This is a genomic window from Rhodospirillales bacterium (genome assembly GCA_018666775.1).
In the GTDB taxonomy this organism is placed as follows: domain Bacteria; phylum Pseudomonadota; class Alphaproteobacteria; order SMXQ01; family SMXQ01; genus JABIXC01.
The window spans coordinates 28,078-51,078 of record JABIXC010000018.1; the positions used below are offsets into that span (position 1 = coordinate 28,078).

Consider the following 23,001-nt stretch of genomic DNA (forward strand, 5'->3'; position numbering starts at 1 on the left):
CCAAAAGCCTAACTTAAATCTGGTTCGACCTGAGAAAGCTTGCCACCAAGACGCACCGGTTCCACCCGGGTGGCAAGGCCTGTTACATCATCGGTTTCAACATAAACCCCGCACATCGTGCCAGCCCCCAATGCTGGCGACAGTCGATCCCGCCTGAGACGCGTCACAAACCGGGCGATGGCCTCTTCCTTTTCCATGCCGATGACCGAATCGTAATCACCACACATGCCCGCATCGGTCTGATAGGCCGTGCCGTTTGGCAAAATCCGGCTATCGGCTGTTGGCACATGGGAATGGCTGCCCACCGCCATCGAAACCCGACCATCCGCGACCAACCCCATGGCCACTTTTTCACTGGTCGCTTCGCCGTGAATATCAAGGATGATGGCATCGACGCTTTTGCCCAGTTCATGGCTGGCCAGTGCATCTTCAAGGGCACGAAACGGATCGTCCAGCGCCTCCATGAACAAGCGCAGCATGACCTGAATAATCAGAACCTCTTTTCCGTCTGCGGTTTTGACAACCGTGGCCCCACGGCCAGGCGTGCCCGGCGGATAATTGGCAGGTCTTAGAATCCGCCCATCGGAATCCATGAACCCCATGATTTCCCGCTGATCGAAGGCGTGGTTTCCCGTGGTAATGACATCAACCCCGGCATCGAAGAATTCATCACAAATTTTTCTGGTAATCCCGAACCCTGACGCCGAATTTTCGCCATTGACCACGACAAAATCCAACCCCAGACGCTTGCGCAATTGGGGCACATGATCAACCACTACCCGGCGGCCAGATCGACCGACGATATCCCCACAATAAAGAAATTTCACTAGACGCTGTCTCCTTGTGCGCGCGTTTGTTTGGAACCACTCAGGGCGCGACTGCCCGTTTCAGTGACCACCCAATCCAAAGGTTCATCATGGTCTGCTCTCGGAAGACTGTCCACCTCCTGGGCTGAATAGGCAATGCCGATGGCTTGGCACTTTTTACCCGTATCGCGCTTTGACTTGCGAAGAGCCCCAAGGGTGCGATCATAAAATCCACCGCCATAGCCAAGCCTAGTCCCGGTGGCATCAAACCCCAACAGCGGCACCAAAATGGTGTCAGGGGACACATCACGCCCGGCCCCGTCGGGTTCTAAAATTCCCTTATAGCCAGGGTGCAGTGGATCGCCCGGCTGCCATTCAATAAAGCGCAGCGGCACACCCGTACGCACGACCTTTGGCAAAGCCACAATATGGCCGCGTTCGGCCAAGGCCGTCATCAGAGCCCGCGTATCTGCTTCTTCATCCACCGGCCAGTACCCGGCAATCACCTGATCGGGGCCAAGCGAAAAACGCGCCATAAAATTGGCTGTCAAAATGACCCCCATGCGATCTGCAAAGCGCAAAAATGCCCCCCGGCGCGCATCGCGGGCAATCTGCCTCAGGTGCGCTTTAGAATCAGGGGGGGGATTGGTTCCGGGCACGATGCCTTCTTTAAGGTTGTGACAAAGATGAAAGGGGCGGACGAAAATAGGCGGGGCCACCCGGCCGTTGGTCTGTCTTATTCTCCGAGGCCCTCATGTTAAGGTGGGCACCATATGCCAGAACCAAGGCTCTGGCAGGGACAGCTCCCGAGGACTGTGTTATTGGCCAAGGGAATATAGAGACCTGACAAACGGGGCAGCGCCCGCCCGCGGCTAACTTAGGCGTGTTCGAGGTGCTCGGCAATATCTTCGATGCGCTGGGCCAGAAGGGTAAAGCCATCTGCGGCTTTGGTGTTTGCAGTCTTATCAACACTGGCGGCAGGGTTACCCTCACGCAATTGAGATATTTCGTCATAAGAATCAGATAGTTCGTCGGCAATCAACAGGGCTGCCATGACCAAAAGCCGGCTGTCGCCGACCTGGCCAATGCGCACCGCAAGCTCTGCTACTTTTCTATCCAGAAAATCGCCCAATTCGGCCACGTGCTCTTCTTGGCCATTATCACAGGCAATCTCATAACCCCGCCCGTTGATTTTGACTTCTACATGGGCCATGAACGCTCTCCCTACGCTTTCTCTTCAAGGGTTGACCGAAGCCAATCAATGACCGCATCAAGACGCTCAGATACGCTATCGGTCACCTTGCGCAAATTTTCATAATCGGCGCGCGCACCCAACAGGGCATTATCGACCGCAGAATCTGTAGAATTTGTTTCGTTATTTTCTGACTGGGAACCCACTGCCGCCTCAAGACGGGCAATGGCTTTTTCCATTTGTTCCTGTGCCGCGATCAAGTCGCTCATTGGGCTTCCCTTAAAGAAAAATCGTCTTGTCGGTTACCCCGACAGACATTTGCCCAGAGATTAGGGCTCCAACCCATAGAGCGTCAACCTAAGACACCACAAATTGCGCCTATTTATGCCACAAAGCGTGCAAAAAAAATGCACAGGCATAGAATGGTCCTCCCAGACATTGGCCTGAACCGCTAGAAAGAAAAACTGTGGCCCAACCCGCGACCATCATCGTTCACAACATTGACCATGCCCGCGCAGCCCTGGATGCTGCCCATGAGACAGCCATCCCAATCCGCCTGATGAGTGCGCCAGGCGCGGTGGGATATGCCGGATGTGCCTGGTTCATGGCCATGGTTGGGGCCGCGCGCGCGGAACATCCTGACAATAAGAGCGAAGCCGTGATGGATTGCGGCACCCATCCGGGCCATGCCCTTGGGGCCATCCGTGCCGGGGTTGAGGCCATTCAGGCAAAGCTTCCCGCCAAGACCCGTGAAAAGATCGCTGCCATTGCCAACAAGGCCGGGGTGACCTTTATCGCTGCCCGCAAAGACAGCCATTCACACATACTGGACCTGCTGGATGCCCCCGATCCGCAAAGAACAACCCTTGACTGGCTGCACGCAAAACACACCCGCAAATAAAGAGGCGTAAATCTGTCCCTGCGATTGCAAACTGCCCGGGGCTGGGTTATTTCTGGAACACCCAAAGAAGCCATCAGAGAAGAAAGAAGCAAGGACCATGAAAGTTACCCAACGTGTCAGAAAAATTCTTGGCAACTACGAAAGTGACAGCCCGGGGACCAAAGCAAATCTTGCCCGGATTCTGATGCAAGGTCGCCTTGGCGGCACTGGGAAGCTGGTCATTTTGCCTGTGGATCAAGGTTTTGAACATGGGCCGGCACGGTCCTTTGCCCCCAACCCGGATGCTTACGACCCCCATTATCATTTCAAGCTGGCCATTGATGCGGGCTTGTCTGCTTTTGCCGCCCCCTTGGGCATGATTGAAGCGGGTGCCGATAGTTTTGCTGGTTCCATCCCCACCATCTTGAAGGTAAACAGCTCCAACTCACTTTCGCGCTTCAAAGAGAACCCCGATCAAGCGGTCACCGGCTCTGTCAGTGATGCGCTCCGGCTTGGCTGTTCGGCCATCGGACTGACCATTTACCCAAGCTCTGATGTTGCCTTTGACATGATGGAAGAAGCAAGGGAACTGGCCGAAGAAGCCAAAGCCGTTGGCCTTGCTGTGGTGATGTGGTCCTACCCTCGCGGCGGCGACCTGACCAAACCCGGCGAGACCGCCATCGACATCTGTGCCTATGCCGCACATATGGCAGCCCTTCTGGGTGCCCATATCATCAAGGTCAAACCCCCGACCGAAGCGCTTGAACTGGATGCCGCCAAAAAGGTTTACGAAGACCGGAACATCCCGCGAGCCACCTTAAGCGAACGGGTCGCCCACGTGGTTCAATCCTCCTTTGCCGGACGCAGGCTGGTGGTCTTTTCCGGTGGCGAAGCAAAGGGGCTGGACGGGCTTTACGACGAAGTGCGCGCCATCCGTGATGGCGGTGGCACAGGTTCCATCATCGGCCGCAACACCTTCCAACGCCCCCGCCAAGAAGCCCTGGACATGCTGGACCAAATCGTCGCCATTTATCAGGGCAAGGCATAACGGGCGCTTTTAAAAACGGAGAATGTGATGACATTCCTGACCTGCATAGATCACCTCAACGTTCAGGTCCCCCCTGAAAAGGAAGAAGAAGCGATCACGTTTTATGGCGAGCTTCTGGAACTGAAACGGCTGAAAAAACCCGACAGTCTGGGGCCCAAAGGGGCGCATTTCTGCATTTCAGAAACGCCATGGTATGAATTGCATCTGGGCGTTGCCCGGGGCGTTACCCAGGCCGACGTCAACAAGAATTTGCGCAATCATCTGGGGTTCCAGGTGGACGATCTGGATGCCGCCCGTGAAAAATTCAAGGCCGCCGGCATCGACATCGAAGAAGCCACCGCCGCCTATTCTGAAACCCGCGATTTTCATCAGGAACGGATTTTCATCTTTGATCCCGCTGGCAACCGGCTTGAAATTCTGGAACCAAGGCGCGCATACGACACTGCTGAACACTAAGCTGAACCTGAAATGCCAAACACGAAAACACCCAAAGATTCAGAAACCAGACTTTATCTGATTACCCCTGAACGTCTGGACCCGGACAGTTTTGCCGACACCCTTGCCGCGGCCCTTGATGGCGGGGATGTCGCCTGTGTTCAATTGCGCCTTAAAAACATTGATGATGCAGCCATCATTCATGCGGCCAAAACACTGGCCCCCATTGCCCAATCCCGCGACGTTGCCTTTATCCTGAATGATCGTGCCGATCTTGCTGCCCAAACGGGTTGCGATGGGGTTCATATCGGCCAAAGTGATGGCAGCTATAAAGATGCCCGCGCGCTCATGGGCGATGATGCCATCATCGGCGTGACCTGCCATGATTCACGCCATCTGGCCATGACGGCGGCCGAACAAGGCGCTGATTATGTTGCCTTTGGGGCCTTTTACCCCACCACATCCAAGGAAACCACCACCCACCCGGAACCAGACCTTCTGGCATGGTGGACGGAAATGATGGAAGTGCCCTGTGTCGCCATTGGTGGCATCACAGCGGATAACTGCGCACCCCTGATCCAGGCGGGTGCTGATTTCATCGCTGTGTTGAGTGCGGTCTGGAACCATGAGGATGGCGCCGGTGAAGGCGTAAAAGCGCTGAATGCTGCCATTAAAGCCGTCCAAAAATCTGAAACTTAATCCATTACCAAGCGTTGCTTTAAGATAGCATTGCTGGTAGCTTCCGCCCCCAATTTGAAGGGGAGGTTCGCCTCCTCGCCTATCATCCATATTAAGGTGCTCTTATGAGGCTTAACGGCAATGCAATCCGTCCCGGCAACATCATCGAACACAAAGATCGCCTGTGGATCGCGGTCAAAATTCAGCACACCCAACCCGGCAAGGGCGGTGCCTACCTTCAGGTGGAGCTGAAAGACATTCGCAATGGGACCAAACTAAACGAACGATTCCGGGCGTCAGAAAACGTGGAACGCGTCCGGCTTGATCAAAAAAAATATCAGTTCCTTTTTGCCGATGATTTGGGGTTCACCTTCATGGATACCGAAACCTATGATCAGATCACCATCGGTAAAAACCTGATTGGTGAGTCCGAAGCAGCCTTCTTGCAAGACGGCATGATGATTAATGTGGAAAGCCACGAAGGGGAACCCCTGAGCGTGGCTTTACCAGAACACATCACCATGGAAGTCACCGAAGCCGACCCCGTGATCAAAGGCCAGACAGCCACATCAAGCTACAAGCCCGCCCAGGTGGAAAACGGCGTGCGCGTTATGGTGCCACCCCATATTGAAGTGGGTATGCGCATTGTGATCGCCACCGCTGATGCCACCTATGTGGAACGGGCCAAGGACTAATTTAACCAATGACTATTAAATCCCCCCTGATTAACGTTATGGAACGTGCCGCCCGTATAGCGGGGCGCGGTCTCATTCATGATTTCGGCGAAATAGAACAGCTTCAGGTTTCCACCAAGGGGCCCGGAGATTTTGTTTCCAATGCTGACCTGAAAGCCGAAGCCACACTTAAGGAAGAATTGCACCGCGTGCGCCCCGATTTTTCCATGCTGATGGAAGAAGGCGGTGCCACCGAAGGCAACGACAGCGAACACTGCTGGATCGTTGATCCCCTTGATGGCACGCTAAACTTTCTCCATGGCATTCCTCATTTCTGTATTTCCATTGGTGTTGAACGGACCTGGCTTTCGGCGGGGCGCGAAATTTCTGAAATCGTTGCAGGACTGGTCTATGACCCGATCCACGATACGTCCTACTGGGCAGAAAAAGGCCAGGGCGCATACCTGAACGACCGCAGAATCAGGGTTTCCGGCAGGCGCACCCTTTCAAGCTCGGTTATTGCCTCAGGCCTGCCCGGTTTGGAACGCGGGGATCAAGCACTGTTTCTGGCAGAAAATGCGGCCCTCATGGGCCGGGTTGCGGGTATCAGGCAATTTGGATCAGCAGCCCTTGATCTTGCCTATGTCGCCGCAGGCTATTGCGATGGATTATGGCAAGATGCCCTGAAACCTTGGGATATGGCTGCAGGCATCCTGTTGGTGCGCGAAGCCGGTGGTTTCGTCACCGACTTTAAAGGCGGCGCAGACATGCTCAAATCAGGGACAATCCTTGGCGCAAATTCCCTGCTTCATGAAGAAATCCTGACCATCCTGACCGATGCCCGGGATCAAAAGAGCTAGACCCCCAAAAATCTAATTTCTGCGAAACCTCCAAGGCGGTTGTTCGTTCCACCATCGTTGGTCTATTCTATCGACAAATTGGGGTTCGGAATATTGTGAACACCAGATCGTGATCATGGGTAGCGTCACAAGGGGATTAATTGACCATGACGTCGACGGCCAAATTCAGTGTTTTAAGATTTTCTCGCTGTAAATCAAAACCGCGCTTGCACACCGTTTATACAATTCTGGCCCAGGCCTTTGTTGTGGCTTTTGTGATCGCGGCGTTCAATCAACCGTCAAACGCACAGACGATTATGCTGGGCAAGCCCGGCGGCGACCCGGTTATCGTGAACCTTTCCGTTCTTGGCGATCTTGAGCGCGGTACCAGCACAACAAAAGGTCTATTATTCCCGGGCAGCTCTCCCAGAGATGCGGGCCGGATCACCTTGTATCCGCCGGGACAAATGCCCCGCGCAAAACTGAAAAAGCCGCAACGTAAAATCCGCAAAGCCCGTAAAGCGGCCCGTAAAGCAACGCGCAAACCTGCCCAACGCAAATCGGTTTCTGCGCCTATCACGGCGCCCAAATTGGTCGGTCGGGGAAAAACAGCGACACTTGCCGATACACCACCCGTGACCCCGGCACCCCGCACCAATGTCACCAGCAAGCCGCTCATTAGCAAACCGATTGTAAAACAATCAAAGCCAGCCCCGAAAATGCCAGCCCCGAAGCAGGCAGCCCCGAAGCAGGCCGCCCCGAAGCAGGCCGCATCCCTTCCCAAATCGGGCTCCAGCCATCGTTTGGCGTTTGCTGCCGGCAGCGCAAGCCTGCCCAAAAAGAGCGTCCCTGACCTCAAGGCCATCGTTCAGGCCATGAAAAAGGATAATGCTTTGCGGCTGCAACTAAGAGCCTACGCTAAAGGCGGCGAGAACAAATCATCTCAGGCGCGGCGTCTTTCCCTAAGCCGCGCTTTGGCGGTTCGGTCTTTCCTTATTAAGGAAGGGGTCAGATCCACCCGCATTGATGTCCGCGCCCTTGGCGATAAAGTTCCCAGTGGCCCACCTGACAGGGTTGATCTTTCCGTGATCGCACGGTGACGTTTCAGTCTGCCCGATTGATGACACATTTAGGGCCAATAACGCCAACGACGCCAATAACAATGGTGCGACCAATACGAATGGTCCGATAAAAAGTATGATGGCATCGGGAACCCGGTAATGTTCAAACTGAAACCCTATCTTGTCCGCATGGCAGGTTTTGTTAGCGTTGTCGCTGTTCTGGCAGGCGTTCTATACCCATCTTTGTCAAAGGCCTTTATGGCCAATGCCCCCCTTAATGGGCTGATCCTCAGTGTCTTTCTGTTTGGCATTGTTTTTGTCTTCCGCCAGGTCTTCATCCTGCGCCGCGAAGCCGCCTGGATTGAAGCCACAAAAAATGCACGCGATGGCAGGGGGCATTCCAATGGCCGCAATAATGGCCTAGAGAGCATTCCCGAACCCAAACTTCTGGCCCCGGTGGCAACGCTTCTGGGGGACCCAACCGGAAGCCTGCGCCTGACGACGAGTTCCATGCGATCCCTGCTTGATTCCATTGATTCACGTCTTGATGAATCCCGGGCACTTTCGCGGTATCTAATTGGCCTTTTGATTTTTCTGGGCCTGTTGGGCACGTTCTGGGGTTTGTTGATTACCATTAATTCCGTTTCCGGAGTCATTGGTGGCCTCAACCTTGGCAATGGCGACATGGCGGCCGTGTTCACCCGATTAAAAGAAGGCCTGGCAGCACCGCTGACCGGCATGGGAACGGCATTTTCCTCCTCGCTCTTTGGCCTTGCAGGGTCTTTGGTCCTTGGCTTCCTTGATCTGCAATCGGGCCAAGCACAAAACCGTTTCTATAATGATTTTGAAGAATGGCTTTCCAGCCTGACGCGGCTTTCCGCACCCGGCCCCATGATCCAGGGCCAAGGCGATGGAACCATGCCCGATTACGTTCAGGCCCTGCTGGAGCAATCAGCGGAAGGCCTGAATTCACTGCAAAGCACACTGGCACGGGGGGAAGAAAGCCGCATCACCACCAACAATGCCGTGAACCAGCTTTCCGAAAAGCTTTCCACATTGACCGATCAGATGCGGTCCGAACAATCGCTTTTGGTCAAACTGGCCGAAAGCCAATTGGAACTGCAACCGCTTCTGGCACGGCTTTCAAATACACTGGATAAAGATAACAACGTTTTAGACGATGCCACCCGTGGGCACATTCGCAACATGGAAGTCTATCTGGCCCGATTGCTGGAAGAAGGATCATCGGGGCGCGCCCAAGCAGTGGATGAAATACGTTCTGAGATCAAAATCCTTTCCCGGACCATTGCCGCCGGCAAGGATTAGGCACCGGTCTCGCGCACCATGAGCACCTCCTCCCGCCGCCGCAGATCTTCTGCAAGCCCCGACATCTGGCCAGGATTCGTTGATGCGCTGGCGACGCTCTTGATGGTGATCATCTTCTTGCTGACCGTCTTTGTGTTGGCACAGTTTTTTCTTTCCGACCAGTTGGCCGGGCGCGACCAAGCGCTTCGACGGCTTGAAATCAACATCACCGAACTGTCCCAAATGCTGGCACTGGAACGCGAAGCCGGTGCTGAATTGCGTTCCACCGTCACCCGGTTATCTGGCGAATTACAATCTTCGAACACGAACCGTGATCAATTACGCCTTCGTCTCTCCCAGATGCAAGCCACGGCTGAACAGGCCGCACGGGATGCGCAAACGCTCAAAGACCAACTGGCATCGGCCCTGACAGAGGTCACCGCAGGCAAGGAAACCATCCGGCTCAGGCTTTTGGAAGTCGCCAGCCTGAAAGCGGATATCGAAAGTTTAAGGAATTTGCGCAAAAAACTGGAAACACAAGTTGGGCAAATGGCAGCGGATTTAAAAAATTCGGAAACCGAAGCCGGATTGTTGCGCGACCGCAGCAAAAAACTTGAAACCCGGCTGGCTGATTCTAATGAACGCACCCTTTTGGCACAAACAGACCTTAAAGCCCGGGACCTGCGCATTGAAACCCTGAGCGCACAAGAACTGGCCCAACGCAGCCAGGTTACCATTCTCAATGAACAGATCGCGGCACTTCGGAATAAACTGGCGCGCATATCAGAGGCGCTGAAAATTTCAGAAGCAGCCACAAAAGAACAAAAGATCCAGATCGTCAACCTTGGCAAACGCCTGAATGAAGCCTTGGTAAACAAGGTGGAAGAACTGGCACAGTATCGATCTGAATTTTTTGGCAAGCTAAGAAAAGTGCTGGGTGAAAAAAGCGGCATCCGCATTGTCGGAGACCGGTTTGTTTTCCAGTCTGAGGTCCTGTTCAGCAGCGGTGATGCGGCCCTGAACGATGCCGGAAAATCTCAAATCAAGAATCTGGCCCGCACCCTCAAGGACATTACGCCCAAAATTCCCGCAGGCATTGACTGGATATTGCGGGTTGATGGCCACACCGATGTCCGCCCCATCAAGACCCGAAAATTTCCCTCGAACTGGGAATTATCGACAGCGCGCGCGCTTTCAGTGGTGCGTTTTCTGATTAAGGAAGGCATCCCCCCCTTGCGTCTGGCGGCCACCGGGTTCGGCCCCTATCAGCCGCTTGTTGCGGGCACCGATCAAAAATCCTATCGCCGCAATCGCCGCATTGAACTGAAATTTACCCAGCGCTAGGCCCCGTCTTCTGCGCTACCGGTTTCTGCTTTATTAACACGGCCCCGATCACCATCAAATTGAAGTTCAGCCAAATGCCTGTAAAGCCCATCCTTTGCCATCAGTTCATCATGGCTGCCTGTGGCAACAATCCGGCCTTCATCCATGACCACAATTCGATCCGCCTCTAGTACCGTCGCAAGGCGATGAGCAATCACAATGGAGGTTCTGCCGACCATTAATTTTTCCAGGGCCGCCTGAACCAATCGTTCACTTTCTGCATCCAGCGCACTGGTCGCTTCATCCAGCAACAACAAGGCCGGATCGCGCAAAATGGCCCGGGCAATGGCAATACGCTGGCGTTGTCCGCCAGAAAGCCTGACGCCCTTTTCCCCAAGATAGGTATCAAAGCCTTCTGGCAACTGGTCTAAAAACTGGTCTGCCGCCGCCGCAGCTGCCGCAACGCGCACGTCTTCATCGGATGCATCGGGACGGCCATATCGGATATTTTCCATGCCGGAGGCCGAAAAAATAACCGGGTCCTGGGCCACCAGCCCAATATGGGCGCGCAATGCACCGGGGGCCACATCACGGATATCCACGCCATCAAAGGTAACGCACCCACGGTCGGGATCATAAAACCGAAGCAGCAGTTGGAACACCGTGGTCTTGCCCGCGCCTGATGGCCCCACCAGCGCAATCTTTTCGCCCTTTGTCACCTGCAAGGTAAAATCATCAAGGGCGGCATAATCGGTGCGTGCGGGATAATGAAAGGCAACATTTTCAAACGTCACTGTACCAAGCGGAGGCGACGGCAGCGTGACAGGGTTGGCCGGAGCCGCAATCGCAGGTTCGGTCACCAGCAATTCACCCAGCCGTTCCATCGCACCTGCAGCACGCTGCAGGTCACCGATCACCTCGCTGATGGCACCGGTGGAACCGGCCACCAGCACGGCATAAAAGACGAATGCAGACAGTTCGCCCGCGCTGATTTTGCCCGTCAATACATCGTGACCGCCGATCCACAAGATGACGCCAACGCCGCCAAACACCAACATGATCACGATGGCCGTCATGAAGGCGCGGGCCCGCACACGGCGGATGGCCGAACCAAAGGCATCTTCAACCCGGTCTGAAAAGATGCGGCCATCACGGTGTTCATGGCAGAACGCCTGAATGGTCCCAATGGCATTCAGGCTTTCTTCCACATGGGCCCCAATGTCGGCAATGCGATCCTGGCTGGTGCGCGAAAGGCTGCGCACCTTGCGACCAATAAAAATGATCGGAAAAACGACCATGGGCACGAACAGGACAACCATCAAGGTCAGTTTTGAACTGGTCACAGCCAGCATGACCAAACCACCAATCAGCATCACAAAGTTTCGCATGGCAACCGATGCCGAAGACCCGATCACCACCTGAAGCAACGTGGTGTCGGTGGTAATGCGCGACAGGACTTCACCCACCCGCATGGTTTCAAAAAACCCCGCATCCAAAGTCAAAATATGAGAAAACGCCTGTTTTCGAATATCGGCAACCACCCGTTCCCCAAGCCAGGACACAAGGGAATAGCGACAATAGGTGGCAATGGTCAAAACCAGAATCACCCCAAACAGGGCAAACAGCGCCTGATCCAGCAAGCCGCCATTGTTGGTTGAAAACCCATCATCGACCAATGTCCTGAGACCAAGTCCCAAGGCCAGAACCGTCAAGGCCGCTGTGGTCAACGCCAGGACAGCGCCCGCAACGGCCCATCGATAGGGGGCCACATAGCGCCACAAAATGACCAAATCCCGAAGCACCCCACGGGGGCGCTCTCCGTCACTTTTCGTAGCGTTATCTGACATTGATGATGGTTTGGTCATATTTAGGCGATCCCGTTCTTATATTTCTAATATTTGGGCCAGTATTTGGCCGTAATGTAGTCCTTCGCGCGTCCAGATTCACCCTTATTTTCTAATATGTTCTGGGGGGCTTTCATCAAACTTGCTGTCACTCAGTTTAGACCCCTTGCAATCATCGTCCGATTTCGATAGAAAGAGCCCTCTTTTATACAGTTATTCGCCGCATTGCGGCCCAACGAGGCTTTCGCCATGAAAAAAGACATCCATCCTGATTATCACGAAATCACCGTGGTCATGACTGACGGGACCGAATACAAGACCCGCTCAACCTGGGGAAAAGCTGGCGATACCATGAAGCTCGATATTGATTCTAAATCCCATCCTGCATGGACCGGGGTTCATCGCCTGATTGATTCCGGTGGCCAGCTTGCCAAGTTCAACAAGCGCTTCCAGGGTCTTGGACTGAAGTCCTAGCCAAAAAAATAGCAAAAAATAAGGGCGGAAACCTGTTCCGCCCCCAAAAAAGGCTGGTTTGATTGACCGGCCTTTTTCTATTGGATTGTAATCAGTGAATAGTCAGGGATGGATCGCCATTCGTGCGATCTGGAATATTGGACGCATTGCCGGTCAATGCGTCGAGACGGGACACACGCTGATAAAATGCTTCGCTGCGTTCCATCAGTTCGACCAAATGTTCCGACAAACCCTTCAACGTGCGTTCGTCATTGCTGAACAGGACAGAACGCTGATCCAGCCGGTATTCATCGAGAAATTCTTCCATCTCGATCTCACCTTCATGAACTGCTCTGCGCGCTAAAAACCACGTCATAAGGTTTATCACCCTTGAAGTGAGCCGGGTTGTTTCCAGCGTCGTGCAGAGTTGCTCTGCGATGCCTAAGGAGGCACTATCAATTTTTTCTTCAAAGGCAATGTAGTCGCGCGATTCGATCAAAAGATCCATCGCTTCTTCAAAGGTTTTTGAGAAAATTTTGGGTGCGCCCTGTTCCTGCATTTTGTGCTCCCTACGCTTTACGCTTAATGGCACTTCGGATCCTAGCGGTTCCCAGCGCCCTCCAACTCTTCGAAAAGATTAACAGTTTCTTAACAAGAAATAAACCGCTCGGAGAGCAGATTCACGAAAAAAGTTCGTAATTAATAATGAATATCAATGTGTTAACCATATTTCACCGCGTAAGGACTGGGTTTCCGCCTCATTAAAAAAGACTTCGGGCCAATGTGCACCGAAGTCTTTTGCTGTTTTTTGCGAACCGGGGTTTTTGCGAACCGGGTTCCAAAAACATGGCCCACAATTATATGGCCCACAATTATAAAGAGCCGCCCCGCGCATTTGCCTGAGGCGACTCTTTTAATTATGAGCCTCGACCTGTTAAACCTTCCGGTCTCTTGTGACCGTATAACGGCGCAGAAAATGAGTCAAAACAATAGTTAGGTTTGGTTAACCATAATGGCCATCCCCCAATCCATCCCGCACACGCGCCCGGGCAAATGCAGAGAAAAAACCAAAAAAACAGCCGCCCCGAAGGGCGGCTGAAAGTTTAACAGGGAGGCGTCAAAAGGATTGGACTATGTCCAATGGGCAATTCTTGACGGGAATTGCGTAGGTATGAGAATAAGACGCATTGGTTAATCGCGCCTTAACAAACCACACATTTTTTCCGGTATTTGTTAAGGTATTGGGGCTAATCCCATATAATCCACCAATTTTATAAATATTATTTGCGAAAAATAGTTTCCGCGCTCATCCGATCATTTTGTTTTTGCCCAATGGCCGTCTCGGTCCGAGCAATTTCGGCCTTTAATTGCACGATATAATCAGTCAATTCTTCGATCGATAGCGTGTCAAATACCCGGGGCACCAAGCCTGTCGGCTTTTGGGGGGGGGCTAAATCTTCATCCATTGCATCAATTCTCCTGGAATTCTGCCGTTTTTACGGCCAGATGGCACATATGACAGAAGCATTTGTCCATCAGCCATAGAAACTATATGATGGTGCCAAGTCCATTGCCACATATGTGGCAGCGGCCCGGGCACGGAATCTTCAGAATCCGGCGCCCGGGTCTATTATTTTGAGCTCAAGCACCCAAATTTATTGATTAAGGAGGGAACATGGTTCTCCCACTCATGCCCAAAGCAACCGCCGTTTGGTTGATTGAAAACACAGCCCTGCAATTTAACCAGATTGCGGCCTTTACCGGCCTGCATGCGCTGGAAGTTCAGGCCATTGCCGATGAAGAGGTTGCCGTCGGCATTGTCGGCCTCGATCCCATCCCCAATGGGCAGCTGACGACGGAAGAAATCGCACGCTGCGAAAAAGACCCCGACACTGTTTTGGAAATGGCCATCCCAAAAACACCGCGCCCAACCCCAAAGACCAAGGGGCCGCGCTACACTGCTGTTGCCAAACGCCAGGAACGGCCCGATGCCATTGCCTGGCTGTTGCGCCACTATCCGGAACTGACAGACGGCCAGATTGGCAAGCTGGTTGGGACGACAAAAAGCACCATTAATGCCGTGCGCGACCGAACCCATTGGAAAGGGGCCAATCTTAAGCCCATTGACCCTGTGGATATTGGCATCTGTTCCTATGAAATTCTGCTTGAAGCCGTTCAGGTTGCCCGCAAGCGCGTCGCCCGTGCCGAAGAACGCGCCGCCCGGGAAGCGCGCAAGGTTGAAAGAGAAGCCGCCGCCGCCAAGGCCACAGCAGAAGCAGCGGCAGCAGAACCGGCGGGCAATAGTCAATCAAACGATGACACCCAGGACGACGCCAATAGCCAATAGCTTGGCGTTACCGGCCCCGGGTTAAGCCTTAGAAAATTTGCAAATGTAGCGGCTTGTGGTGGCCCCAAAATGGCCCCACAAGCCCGCGCATTTCAAAAGGCCCGCGCCGTCAAGCGGCTAGAAAGTCCGCGCCGTCAAGCGGCGACCAACCGCTGCAACTCGTCTTTTATTTTTAATTTTTTGCGTTTGAGATCAGCAACGATCTCTTCGTTTGGGTAAAGATGCCCGAGCTCTTCATTGATTTTTTTCTCAAGCCCGGCGTGATCGGTTTTCAACTCAGTGATGAGATTTTCCGAAACCATTCATTGCTCCTTGTCGCCATTACAATGTCGACAGGCTGATACACGCCCCGCCCAGTCCAACAGTGCCTGAATAACCAGGACACGGCGCGGAACCAACCGTCAAAGATATGCTACCCCAAACTTTTTATAACGCCAAGAGAAGCCAAGATTTTTTTTTATAATCAGAGGAGAATTTTCGAGAACTTCAGCGCATTTTCTGAGGCCAGGCCAGGAAAAGCCTGAAGAAGAATATCTGCGTAATCATTTGCCGTGGCGGTTTCAAAAGCAATCGCGCGTGCATCAAGATAGGTATCAAAATTTTTCGCAGCTGCCTTGGCTCGCTGATCCATCTCCAAAGCACCCGCCCCTGCTTTCTGGCCCCCGGCTTCCCGGCTGATGGCATTACACAGGATTAATTGTTCCAGATGTTCTGAATCAATTTCTGTCGCCTGAATATCGGCCCGAAGGGCCGTGCGCAGGCTTTCGTCCACATGATGAAAAGAATCCTTCATGCCCTGGCGCACAGCACGCAATCCCTTAACCACCTGTTCATGCCAATCTTCACTGGCCGACATCACCGCTTTCATTTCCCCATCATCCAGAACCCCCCTGCCGGTTTCGCCCAACCACAGGCAAAACAGCATGATGTTAACGTCGATGCCATGACGAGACTGGATATTCAAACACGCCTGTCCCACCCCATCGCAGCGATAGACCCTGAGGGCAAAGTCCCAAAAGGGATGTTCGGGAAATTCCATTTTTCACCTGTCTCCAAAAGAAATATCAAGCCCACGGGCCGTGCGCACCAGATCACCCTCAAGGTCAACCTTTCGGGTCACGGTCATGACATCGGCCAGATCAATATCCACGACCTTTCTATTTTGCCATGCGACCATACGCCCAAAGCCACCCTCGTGTACCAAATCCACCGCACGAACCCCAAAGGCAGACCCCAAAACCCGATCCGTGGTTGCAGGGGTGCCGCCACGCTGCACATGACCCAGCATGTTAAACCGCGTTTCGCGGCCGGTTACACTGGCCAGCTGATCGGCAAGATAATGACCGATCCCGCCATACCGGGTTTTTTCCTGCTCATTATGGATGGTGACTGCTTCGCCGGTTTCGGTCTGACAGCCTTCTGCCACCACCATCAATGCAAAATTACGGCCATAGGTTTTTTCGATGTCATTAATCTTTTGAACGATTGATGTAAGCGAATACGGAATTTCAGGAATTAAAATGATGTCCGCCCCACCAGCGATCCCGGCAGAAAGGGCGATATGCCCGGCATCCCGGCCCATCACTTCCAAAATCATGATCCGCGAATGGGACGCGGCCGTGGTGTGCAGCCGGTCCAGTGCCTCTGTCGCAACATTCACCGCCGTAATGTAGCCAATGGCGTTTTCTGTCCCCGCAACATCATTGTCGATAGTTTTTGGAATGCCCACCATATTGATGCCACCCTGGGCTGCCAATTTACCCAGGATGCGCAAAGACCCATCGCCGCCAATGGTGATCAACGCATCAAGGCCAAGCTTCTTATATCCAGCGATGGCCTCTTCGGAACGGTCTTTTATGCTGCCATCGGGCATCGGAAAAGCGAAGGGATCGCCGCTGGACGTCGTGCCAATCATCGTGCCCCCCATGCGAAGGGCTTCGCCTTGAAACATGTCGAGGGTAAGGTTGATGCTTTCGGGTGGGTCCGCCATAAGCCCGCGTGTGCCACGAAGAATCCCGACGATGTCCCAGTCATACGCTGTCACCCCACGGTGCACGATGGCACGAATGACGGCATTAAGCCCCGCGCAGTCTCCACCGCTGGTCAGAACCCCAATCCGCTTTTTATCTCTTACCTCAGATGCCACGACCCTGTTCCTGTGTTTGTAAAGCGCATCAAAACTTAATCCACCATAGCACGCTCATAACACGGGGGGGGGCCTTGCAACATCAGGCAAGGTCCAGACAGAAAATTAAAAATTAAAGTATCAGGCCCTGCGACCTGTGGGGGATTTCTTGTCGTACATGGCCTTATCGGCCTGTTCCAACATGTCCGAGGCATCTTCGCCACCTTGAAGGGAGTAGGCCCCAATGGAAATTTTCATGGAGACCTGTTGGCCATTCCAGTTTAGCGGCGTCTCAGCAATGGCCTTGGCCAGACTTTCAGCCTTTTCGCGGGCTTCTTTTTCCGAAGCATTGACTAAAATTGCCCCAAATTCATCACCGCCCAAGCGTCCGACGACATCGGATTCGCGCACCCCATGGCTTAGTATTTTGGCAATATGCATAATGGCGGCATCCCCCCCAGCGTGGCCGAGGGTGTCGTTGATCTGCTTCATATCATCGATATCAAAATACAAGACGCTGACCTCACCGCCATAGCGTTGGGCAAATGACAGCATCCGGGAAAGTTCGCGAACAAAGGCCCGGCGATTTGCCACCGGCACCAAGGCATCTTCATCGGCCAGTTTTTCAAGATAACTGACCCGCGCTTTGCCTTCTTGTAATTCCTGACGCAAGGCGCTGACTTCTTCCAAAAGGTGCATGATGGCATCGCGCACCTTTGGTGTGAATTCTTCTTCTGGGATGCCCAGAACCGATGTTGTATCCCCAACGGCACCTGTCTTTGCAACGCCTGCATCTTTTCCCACAGGGGTGGCACCGCGCGCGCGCGCGACGCCTGTGGTGCCTCTGACTGGTCGTGAATCACCGATTCGCATTGCAGTTTCGTTCCTATTCCAGACCCGATATGGCCCATTCAGGCCCAAGTCAACGTTACGGTTAATAAAGTCCTAGTCGCGAAATCTTAACCATGCGTTAAGAAAATAGCATAAACCCGCCATTTTCAACAGTTTCATGGGTATAAAAGACGCCGCAACCTTTCTCACCTCTGTTGTTGCCTTAAAAGCGCCCCTACCTATAATGGCCGCTTTCTTTTTACAGGGGGAACAGAAATGGCCACAACTACGCCACCTGTCGCCATCGTCATGGGCAGCCAGTCTGATTGGGCAACAATGCGCCATTGCGCAGACACCCTGAAGCATCTTGGGATTGCCCACGAGGTGAAGATCGTTTCCGCGCACCGGACACCATCGCGGCTTTATGAATTCGCGCGCGGGGCAAAAGACGAAGGCTTTCAAATCATCATTGCTGCCGCTGGGGGTGCCGCCCATCTGCCGGGCATGGCCGCCGCCATGACACCGCTGCCCGTGTTTGGCGTGCCCATCCGGTCCAAGGCCCTAAAGGGCATGGACAGTTTGCTGTCCATTGTCCAGATGCCCAAAGGGGTGCCTGTGGGAACCCTGGCCATCGGAGAAGCCGGTGCGGTGAATGCCGCATTGCTTTCGGCATCGGTATTGGCGCTGAACGATGACAAGATTGCATCTGCCCTTGATGCTTTCCGTGCCGAACAAACTGCAGCGGTAGCATTAACACCAACAGACACATAACCCTTTCCAAGCCGCGCCCAATGGCGCGCTCATTGAATTGCACCCATAAGCCATGAACGACATTCCTTTCCCTCCCATTTATCCGGGTGCCGCCATCGGTATCATTGGTGGCGGACAATTGGGCCGCATGACCGCACTGGCCGCCGCCCAGCTGGGCTACCGGGTTCATATCTACACCCCCGAAGCAGGCAGCCCGGCAGGTCAGGTCGCGACATCTGAAACCGTTGCCGCCTATGATGATGTTAAAGCCCTTGGTGAATTTGCCCGTTCCGTTGATGTGGTGACCTTTGAATTTGAAAACATTCCGGCCGCAAGCGCCCATGAAATTGTCAAACACACCCCCCTGCGCCCGGCACCCCATTGTCTGGAAATCACCCAGGACCGCGTGGTGGAAAAAACCTTTCTGAACAAAGCGGGCATTGCCACCACGCCGTTTGCCGCCGTTGGCTCTGCCGATGAACTGAGCACAGCCCTTGAAACCATCGGGCGGCCTGCGGTTTTGAAAACAGCCACCATGGGCTATGACGGCAAGGGCCAGGTGCGCATTGGTCCAGACACCGATGCAGCGGATGCATGGGCACAAATGGGCGGCGATGCCGGTATTCTTGAAGGCTTTGTGGATTTCGATAGCGAAATTTCCGTCATTCTGGCCCGTCAGGGAAAAGAACAATCGGCTGTTTTTGATGTGGTGGAAAACCGCCACGTCCATCACATTCTGGATGTCACCATTGCCCCCGCACCGATCCCCCCAATCAAAGCCATAGAAGCGACCTCAATCGCCGAGGCCGTTGCCGAAGCGCTGGATTTGGTGGGGTTAATTGCCGTGGAAATGTTTGTGACCTTTGATCACAAGATTTTGGTCAATGAAATCGCACCTAGGCCCCACAATTCCGGGCATTGGACCATTGATGCCTGCATCACCAGCCAGTTCGAACAATTCGTGCGCGCCATCTGTGGCTTGCCCCTTGGCAATCCGGCACGCCATTCCAACGCCGTGATGAAAAACCTGATTGGCGATGATGTCGATCATTTCGATGAGATGATCACCGATCAAAACGCCAAAATGCATCTTTATGGCAAAACAGAAGTCCGGGCCGGCCGCAAGATGGGCCACGTGACCAGGCTCTATCCGCTGGAAGCGGGCAAAGCCCCCGAATAAGCCTTATTGGCGCCTGTCCTGGCGGCCTTCGCGCAACCGGCCCAGCAATTCAAAGGGGTCCGGCAGGTCTTTGATCACCTTGCGCAGCTTTCCCTTGGCCTTTTCAATGGTCATGACATCTTCGATGCGCCGATCCAGAAAATCGCTGGTTGCTTTGAAATTTTCGGTTTCATCCCCCAGCCAGAACAACACCACTGCCGCCACCACGGCGGCCAGGGTTGCGCGCTTGGTATAAAAATTAAAATCTGTGGATGTGTCGCCAATGCCCCGCCACATGGCATCGACCGTGGCGTAGAAAAACTTTGCGCCCATGATCTGGTTTTGGGGCAATGCCAGCCACACCATAAGGGCGCGCACGGCTTCGCGTTCCGGTTCGCACTGTTGCAGGCGCAACGTGATGACGTGAATGATGCGCCCCCGAACACTCATGGCTTCCAGCGTTTCAGGGTTAAGGGCATCGATCATCCGTTGATCGGCAAGGCCTGTGTAATAGTCAGAAAATTCTTCGATGCCGCCCTGAAATGCCAGGGTCGAAAACGTGGCATCTAATCCCGCATCCTGAATGCCTGCGGCCAGCGCCTTGGCGCTCCACCCGTCAAACGGCACATGGGGCAGGGTTGCCTTCAGGATGGTTTGCCGCGCATTTGCAAGATTGTCTGAACTGCTCATGACACCCTTTATGAGTTTAGCTGGCTCCGCTATCGGCTTCATCTTCTTCGGATTCAAGGCGCAAGGGATTGCGTTCAAATTCTTCATTGAATCCAAATAGCCTGAGATCGGTGATCTGCATGGGATATAAAACCCCGTCCAGATGATCGCATTCATGCTGGAGCACCCGGGCATGAAACCCCTTTGCTTCGCGTTTGATGGGGTTGCCATCAAGGCCCACCCCGGAATAACGGATATGGGTAAAACGCGGCACAATGCCCTGCATGTCTGGCACCGAAAGACAGCCTTCCCAGCCGAATGCCTTTTCATCGCCAATGGGCTCGATCACCGGATTAATCAGAACTTCCAGGTTCCTGACCGGTTCTTCGGTGTATTCCTCTGTGGGCGGGCTGTATTCTTCCTCATCACTTTGGGGAATGTAAAAAATCACCACCCGGTAGGGCACATAGACCTGAGGAGCCGCAAGGCCGGCACCCCGGGCGTCGACAAGGGTTTCCGCCATATCGCGCACCAGCGCGTGGACAGCGGGGGCCTTGGGGTCTTCGACCTCTTGGGCCCGTTCACGTAAAATTGGGTTGCCCATCCGGGCGATTTTCAAAATAGCCATGGCCGCAATATGGCGATCAACCCTGATCAGGTAAAGCCTAGATCGCGCCATTGGCCTATATCACGCCCCAAACCCCAAAAAAGGCGACATTTAGGGGTGCTTTACCCTTCCCATGGCTGATAAAAGGTGATAAAAGCGGCGTTCCTTGGGGCCAAAGTTTGGCAACCTGGAATTAACACATTGATTTTATGATATTTGTTCACCCTGAACGCAATCATTGAACACAACAAAAGGCAGGCCATTTCGTGCTCGTAACCGTTAAAGATAACAACGTTGATCAGGCGCTGCGCGCCCTCAAGAAAAAAATGCAGCGTGAAGGCGTCTACCGCGAAATGAAAATGCGCCGCAGCTTCGAAAAACCATCCGAAAAGCGCGCACGCGAAAAGGCAGAAGCCGTTCGCCGCCACCGCAAGCTCATGCGCAAGCGCATGGAACGCGAAGGATACTAGGCCCGTATCCAAATGTTTAGAAAGCCGCCTTTAACAGGCGGCTTTTTTTATGGCCCGGATCGATACGGACACCCCCTGATCAAACTACCATCTGCACCCCTGCTTCCCATGCCCAAACTTTAGAACGGGGGGTCCGGGGGTTTTTGGGTGAGGCAACCCTGTGCTATGGTTTTTCGACCCATGAGGGATTAGGGAGAGAGACCATGCAACGCACACTTCAATTACGCCGGAATATTTTGGGGATGGTCCTGATTGCCCTGCTGGTTCTGGCCCCCGGCCTTTCGGCACCCACTGCTGCCTACGAGCCCGTGGATGCCGAAAAACTGATCAAGGGGTGTGATATAGCGCCCTATAAAGGCATGGCCACAACAGCCCAAATGGCAACTGACATATTCAAGTCAATTGCATGCTTAGAGAATGTCTTTCTCGATCAGGTGGAGATCATGTTTGATCCGAAGCAACTTTCCCGAAAAAAAGCACACAAGAAATTAATACAGCTGCGCGAATCCTCACTCTCTTTATACAAGGCTATTTATTTGGAACATAAAGGGTGTATGTGCGGCACCATTGGCTATCTCGGCTACCCAAACGCAACATTACGGATACTCCAAAATCTGATTCGCCAAACAATTAAACAAAGAAATTCATATCGCAACCAGATTAAAAAACGCAAAAGATAAAGGCTCTCCATATCTTATTTCCCATTCAATGATGGCCCCATATTTCGTGCTCTTCTTCTGAGGCTTTCCTTTTGCTTCTCTGAGAATTTCAATGTATTGATCTTGACGATTCGTTCTTTAACAATCTGATGCCTTAGCGCCGTTAATTTTCCAGATTTAATGGCCTCATCAATATCAGCCCGCGTCCGCGACCCAAGGCTACCATCAACATTCAACTTGCTCCCCGTAACCTTATTAAGGGCGGCCTGAAGCTGCATAACACCATCATCTTGGCCCTGATTAACCGCCCCATCGAACACCTGCTTGGCAAGCTCTGGATCAGATATCTGTTCTAAACCAACGTCCTTGATAAAAATTTTCCTATAAATACGACGCGCTTCTTCTGCACTTACCTGACGCAAGCGTTGATCTAATTCATCTTTTGTCAGGGTGTTACCCTCACGTTTTTCATATTCCCTCAGGGTCGATTTTTTAATGCCACGCATTGAAGGATCATCTGGGTTAAAGAGCCCCTCTCTTCCCAAGACACCATCAATAATTTTTTCCCAATGATCTCCCTCCACTAATGGACGATCGGGTGCATTTTCCGCACCCTTCATGTCTGCCTTTTGGCTTTCGCTCAGGATCGTGCCGGGGGGCAGTAACGTGGTGGGCGCCTGTAACGTGTCGGGGGCAATCTGTTGCGGTGCCCGCTTCGGGTAAAGCTTGCGCAGCGCCATGGCTTCTTCTTTGATCCCGGATGGAAAATCAATGCCATGATCATCAAGGGCTGCAAGCATCATGGTGCGCCCGGATTTTTCCAGCCACGTGCCCTCTTGGAGATCG

The 23,001-nt window shown here is 53.3% G+C and carries 29 protein-coding genes and 1 other RNA gene; 15 read left to right on the forward strand and 15 right to left on the reverse strand.

The window, feature by feature from the left end:
• Nucleotides 1–8: 8 nt before the first annotated feature.
• From HOJ08_11190 to HOJ08_11210, 5 genes are all read right to left on the reverse strand, one after another.
• Nucleotides 9–827, reverse strand: a complete 819-nt coding sequence (locus HOJ08_11190; protein MBT5673992.1) for a YmdB family metallophosphoesterase — start codon at nt 825–827, stop codon at nt 9–11.
• Nucleotides 827–1,465, reverse strand: coding sequence for a 5-formyltetrahydrofolate cyclo-ligase (locus HOJ08_11195; GenBank protein ID MBT5673993.1), 639 nt, complete (start codon nt 1,463–1,465; stop codon nt 827–829). Before HOJ08_11195 ends, HOJ08_11190 begins: the two co-directional genes overlap by 1 nt.
• 49 nt (nt 1,466–1,514) lie before the next feature.
• Nucleotides 1,515–1,671, reverse strand: a non-coding RNA gene (gene ssrS, locus HOJ08_11200) — 6S RNA.
• 12 nt (nt 1,672–1,683) lie between these two features.
• Entirely contained in the window at nt 1,684–2,019 is a 336-nt protein-coding gene (locus tag HOJ08_11205) for a cell division protein ZapA (GenBank protein ID MBT5673994.1), read from the reverse strand.
• Nucleotides 2,020–2,030: 11 nt separating this feature from the next.
• Nucleotides 2,031–2,267 (reverse strand): hypothetical protein, encoded by a 237-nt coding sequence (locus tag HOJ08_11210; GenBank protein ID MBT5673995.1) that lies wholly within the window; start codon nt 2,265–2,267, stop codon nt 2,031–2,033.
• 197 nt (nt 2,268–2,464) lie between these two features.
• On the opposite strand from HOJ08_11210, the gene HOJ08_11215 reads away from it, so the two are divergent.
• The 9 genes from HOJ08_11215 to HOJ08_11255 all read left to right on the forward strand — a co-directional run bounded on the left by HOJ08_11215 (nt 2,465) and on the right by HOJ08_11255 (nt 10,262).
• Nucleotides 2,465–2,899 (forward strand): hypothetical protein, encoded by a 435-nt coding sequence (locus tag HOJ08_11215; protein MBT5673996.1) that lies wholly within the window; start codon nt 2,465–2,467, stop codon nt 2,897–2,899.
• 97 nt (nt 2,900–2,996) lie between these two features.
• Nucleotides 2,997–3,926, forward strand: coding sequence for a class I fructose-bisphosphate aldolase (locus HOJ08_11220; GenBank protein ID MBT5673997.1), 930 nt, complete (start codon nt 2,997–2,999; stop codon nt 3,924–3,926).
• Between the two features lie 27 nt (nt 3,927–3,953).
• Complete coding sequence (locus HOJ08_11225; GenBank protein MBT5673998.1) at nt 3,954–4,382, forward strand: hypothetical protein; 429 nt, start codon at nt 3,954–3,956, stop codon at nt 4,380–4,382.
• A 12-nt stretch (nt 4,383–4,394) separates the two neighbouring features.
• Nucleotides 4,395–5,060 (forward strand): thiamine phosphate synthase, encoded by a 666-nt coding sequence (locus HOJ08_11230; protein ID MBT5673999.1) that lies wholly within the window; start codon nt 4,395–4,397, stop codon nt 5,058–5,060.
• Nucleotides 5,061–5,164: 104 nt separating this feature from the next.
• Complete coding sequence (gene efp, locus HOJ08_11235; protein MBT5674000.1) at nt 5,165–5,734, forward strand: elongation factor P; 570 nt, start codon at nt 5,165–5,167, stop codon at nt 5,732–5,734.
• A gap of 8 nt (nt 5,735–5,742) precedes the next feature.
• Nucleotides 5,743–6,573 (forward strand): inositol monophosphatase, encoded by an 831-nt coding sequence (locus tag HOJ08_11240; GenBank protein ID MBT5674001.1) that lies wholly within the window; start codon nt 5,743–5,745, stop codon nt 6,571–6,573.
• A gap of 146 nt (nt 6,574–6,719) precedes the next feature.
• Nucleotides 6,720–7,652: an OmpA family protein gene (locus HOJ08_11245; protein ID MBT5674002.1), complete on the forward strand. Its 933-nt coding sequence runs from the start codon at nt 6,720–6,722 to the stop codon at nt 7,650–7,652.
• Nucleotides 7,653–7,772: 120 nt separating this feature from the next.
• Entirely contained in the window at nt 7,773–8,939 is a 1,167-nt protein-coding gene (locus HOJ08_11250; protein ID MBT5674003.1) for a flagellar motor protein MotA, read from the forward strand.
• Between the two features lie 18 nt (nt 8,940–8,957).
• Entirely contained in the window at nt 8,958–10,262 is a 1,305-nt protein-coding gene (locus HOJ08_11255) for a peptidoglycan -binding protein (protein MBT5674004.1), read from the forward strand.
• Here HOJ08_11255 and HOJ08_11260 read toward each other — a convergent pair.
• Complete coding sequence (locus HOJ08_11260; protein MBT5674005.1) at nt 10,259–12,088, reverse strand: ATP-binding cassette domain-containing protein; 1,830 nt, start codon at nt 12,086–12,088, stop codon at nt 10,259–10,261. The genes HOJ08_11255 and HOJ08_11260 overlap by 4 nt on opposite strands.
• Before the next feature lie 246 nt (nt 12,089–12,334).
• On the opposite strand from HOJ08_11260, the gene rpmE reads away from it, so the two are divergent.
• The gene (gene rpmE, locus HOJ08_11265) at nt 12,335–12,559 is read left to right on the forward strand and encodes a 50S ribosomal protein L31 (protein MBT5674006.1); all 225 of its coding nucleotides are present in this window, start codon (nt 12,335–12,337) and stop codon (nt 12,557–12,559) included.
• Nucleotides 12,560–12,650: 91 nt separating this feature from the next.
• Here the strand turns inward: rpmE and HOJ08_11270 are convergent, their stop codons facing one another.
• Together HOJ08_11270 and HOJ08_11275 are read right to left on the reverse strand one after the other, a co-directional pair.
• Nucleotides 12,651–13,097, reverse strand: a complete 447-nt coding sequence (locus HOJ08_11270; protein ID MBT5674007.1) for a DUF1465 family protein — start codon at nt 13,095–13,097, stop codon at nt 12,651–12,653.
• A 721-nt stretch (nt 13,098–13,818) separates the two neighbouring features.
• Nucleotides 13,819–14,004, reverse strand: coding sequence for a DUF1192 domain-containing protein (locus tag HOJ08_11275; GenBank protein MBT5674008.1), 186 nt, complete (start codon nt 14,002–14,004; stop codon nt 13,819–13,821).
• 209 nt (nt 14,005–14,213) lie between these two features.
• On the opposite strand from HOJ08_11275, the gene HOJ08_11280 reads away from it, so the two are divergent.
• Nucleotides 14,214–14,885 (forward strand): DUF1013 domain-containing protein, encoded by a 672-nt coding sequence (locus tag HOJ08_11280; GenBank protein ID MBT5674009.1) that lies wholly within the window; start codon nt 14,214–14,216, stop codon nt 14,883–14,885.
• Between the two features lie 134 nt (nt 14,886–15,019).
• Here HOJ08_11280 and HOJ08_11285 read toward each other — a convergent pair whose 3' ends face one another.
• From HOJ08_11285 to HOJ08_11300, 4 genes are all read right to left on the reverse strand, one after another.
• Nucleotides 15,020–15,187 carry a DUF465 domain-containing protein gene (locus tag HOJ08_11285; protein ID MBT5674010.1) on the reverse strand — a complete coding sequence of 56 codons (168 nt, stop codon included), beginning with the start codon at nt 15,185–15,187 and terminating at the stop codon, nt 15,020–15,022.
• A gap of 161 nt (nt 15,188–15,348) precedes the next feature.
• Nucleotides 15,349–15,924 carry a TIGR02444 family protein gene (locus HOJ08_11290; GenBank protein MBT5674011.1) on the reverse strand — a complete coding sequence of 192 codons (576 nt, stop codon included), beginning with the start codon at nt 15,922–15,924 and terminating at the stop codon, nt 15,349–15,351.
• 3 nt (nt 15,925–15,927) lie between these two features.
• Entirely contained in the window at nt 15,928–17,031 is a 1,104-nt protein-coding gene (locus HOJ08_11295; protein ID MBT5674012.1) for an ATP-dependent 6-phosphofructokinase, read from the reverse strand.
• A 120-nt stretch (nt 17,032–17,151) separates the two neighbouring features.
• Nucleotides 17,152–17,883 carry a GGDEF domain-containing protein gene (locus HOJ08_11300; GenBank protein MBT5674013.1) on the reverse strand — a complete coding sequence of 244 codons (732 nt, stop codon included), beginning with the start codon at nt 17,881–17,883 and terminating at the stop codon, nt 17,152–17,154.
• Between the two features lie 234 nt (nt 17,884–18,117).
• Here HOJ08_11300 and purE point away from each other — a divergent pair, with 234 nt between their 5' ends.
• Both purE and HOJ08_11310 read left to right on the forward strand, forming a co-directional pair.
• Nucleotides 18,118–18,612: a 5-(carboxyamino)imidazole ribonucleotide mutase gene (gene purE, locus HOJ08_11305; protein ID MBT5674014.1), complete on the forward strand. Its 495-nt coding sequence runs from the start codon at nt 18,118–18,120 to the stop codon at nt 18,610–18,612.
• Between the two features lie 52 nt (nt 18,613–18,664).
• Nucleotides 18,665–19,771, forward strand: coding sequence for a 5-(carboxyamino)imidazole ribonucleotide synthase (locus HOJ08_11310; protein ID MBT5674015.1), 1,107 nt, complete (start codon nt 18,665–18,667; stop codon nt 19,769–19,771).
• 3 nt (nt 19,772–19,774) lie between these two features.
• On the opposite strand, the gene HOJ08_11315 is transcribed toward HOJ08_11310, so the two are convergent.
• Nucleotides 19,775–20,440: a COQ9 family protein gene (locus tag HOJ08_11315; protein ID MBT5674016.1), complete on the reverse strand. Its 666-nt coding sequence runs from the start codon at nt 20,438–20,440 to the stop codon at nt 19,775–19,777.
• Nucleotides 20,441–20,456: 16 nt separating this feature from the next.
• Entirely contained in the window at nt 20,457–21,047 is a 591-nt protein-coding gene (gene def, locus HOJ08_11320) for a peptide deformylase (protein MBT5674017.1), read from the reverse strand.
• A gap of 245 nt (nt 21,048–21,292) precedes the next feature.
• Between def and HOJ08_11325 the strand changes: the two genes are divergently transcribed.
• Both HOJ08_11325 and HOJ08_11330 read left to right on the forward strand, forming a co-directional pair.
• A complete protein-coding gene (locus tag HOJ08_11325) occupies nt 21,293–21,496 on the forward strand; it encodes a 30S ribosomal protein S21 (GenBank protein MBT5674018.1) in 204 nt (67 codons plus the stop codon).
• A 203-nt stretch (nt 21,497–21,699) separates the two neighbouring features.
• Entirely contained in the window at nt 21,700–22,176 is a 477-nt protein-coding gene (locus tag HOJ08_11330; protein ID MBT5674019.1) for a hypothetical protein, read from the forward strand.
• Nucleotides 22,177–22,190: 14 nt separating this feature from the next.
• On the opposite strand, the gene HOJ08_11335 is transcribed toward HOJ08_11330, so the two are convergent.
• A complete protein-coding gene (locus HOJ08_11335) occupies nt 22,191–22,958 on the reverse strand; it encodes a hypothetical protein (protein ID MBT5674020.1) in 768 nt (255 codons plus the stop codon).
• Nucleotides 22,959–23,001 lie beyond the last annotated feature (43 nt).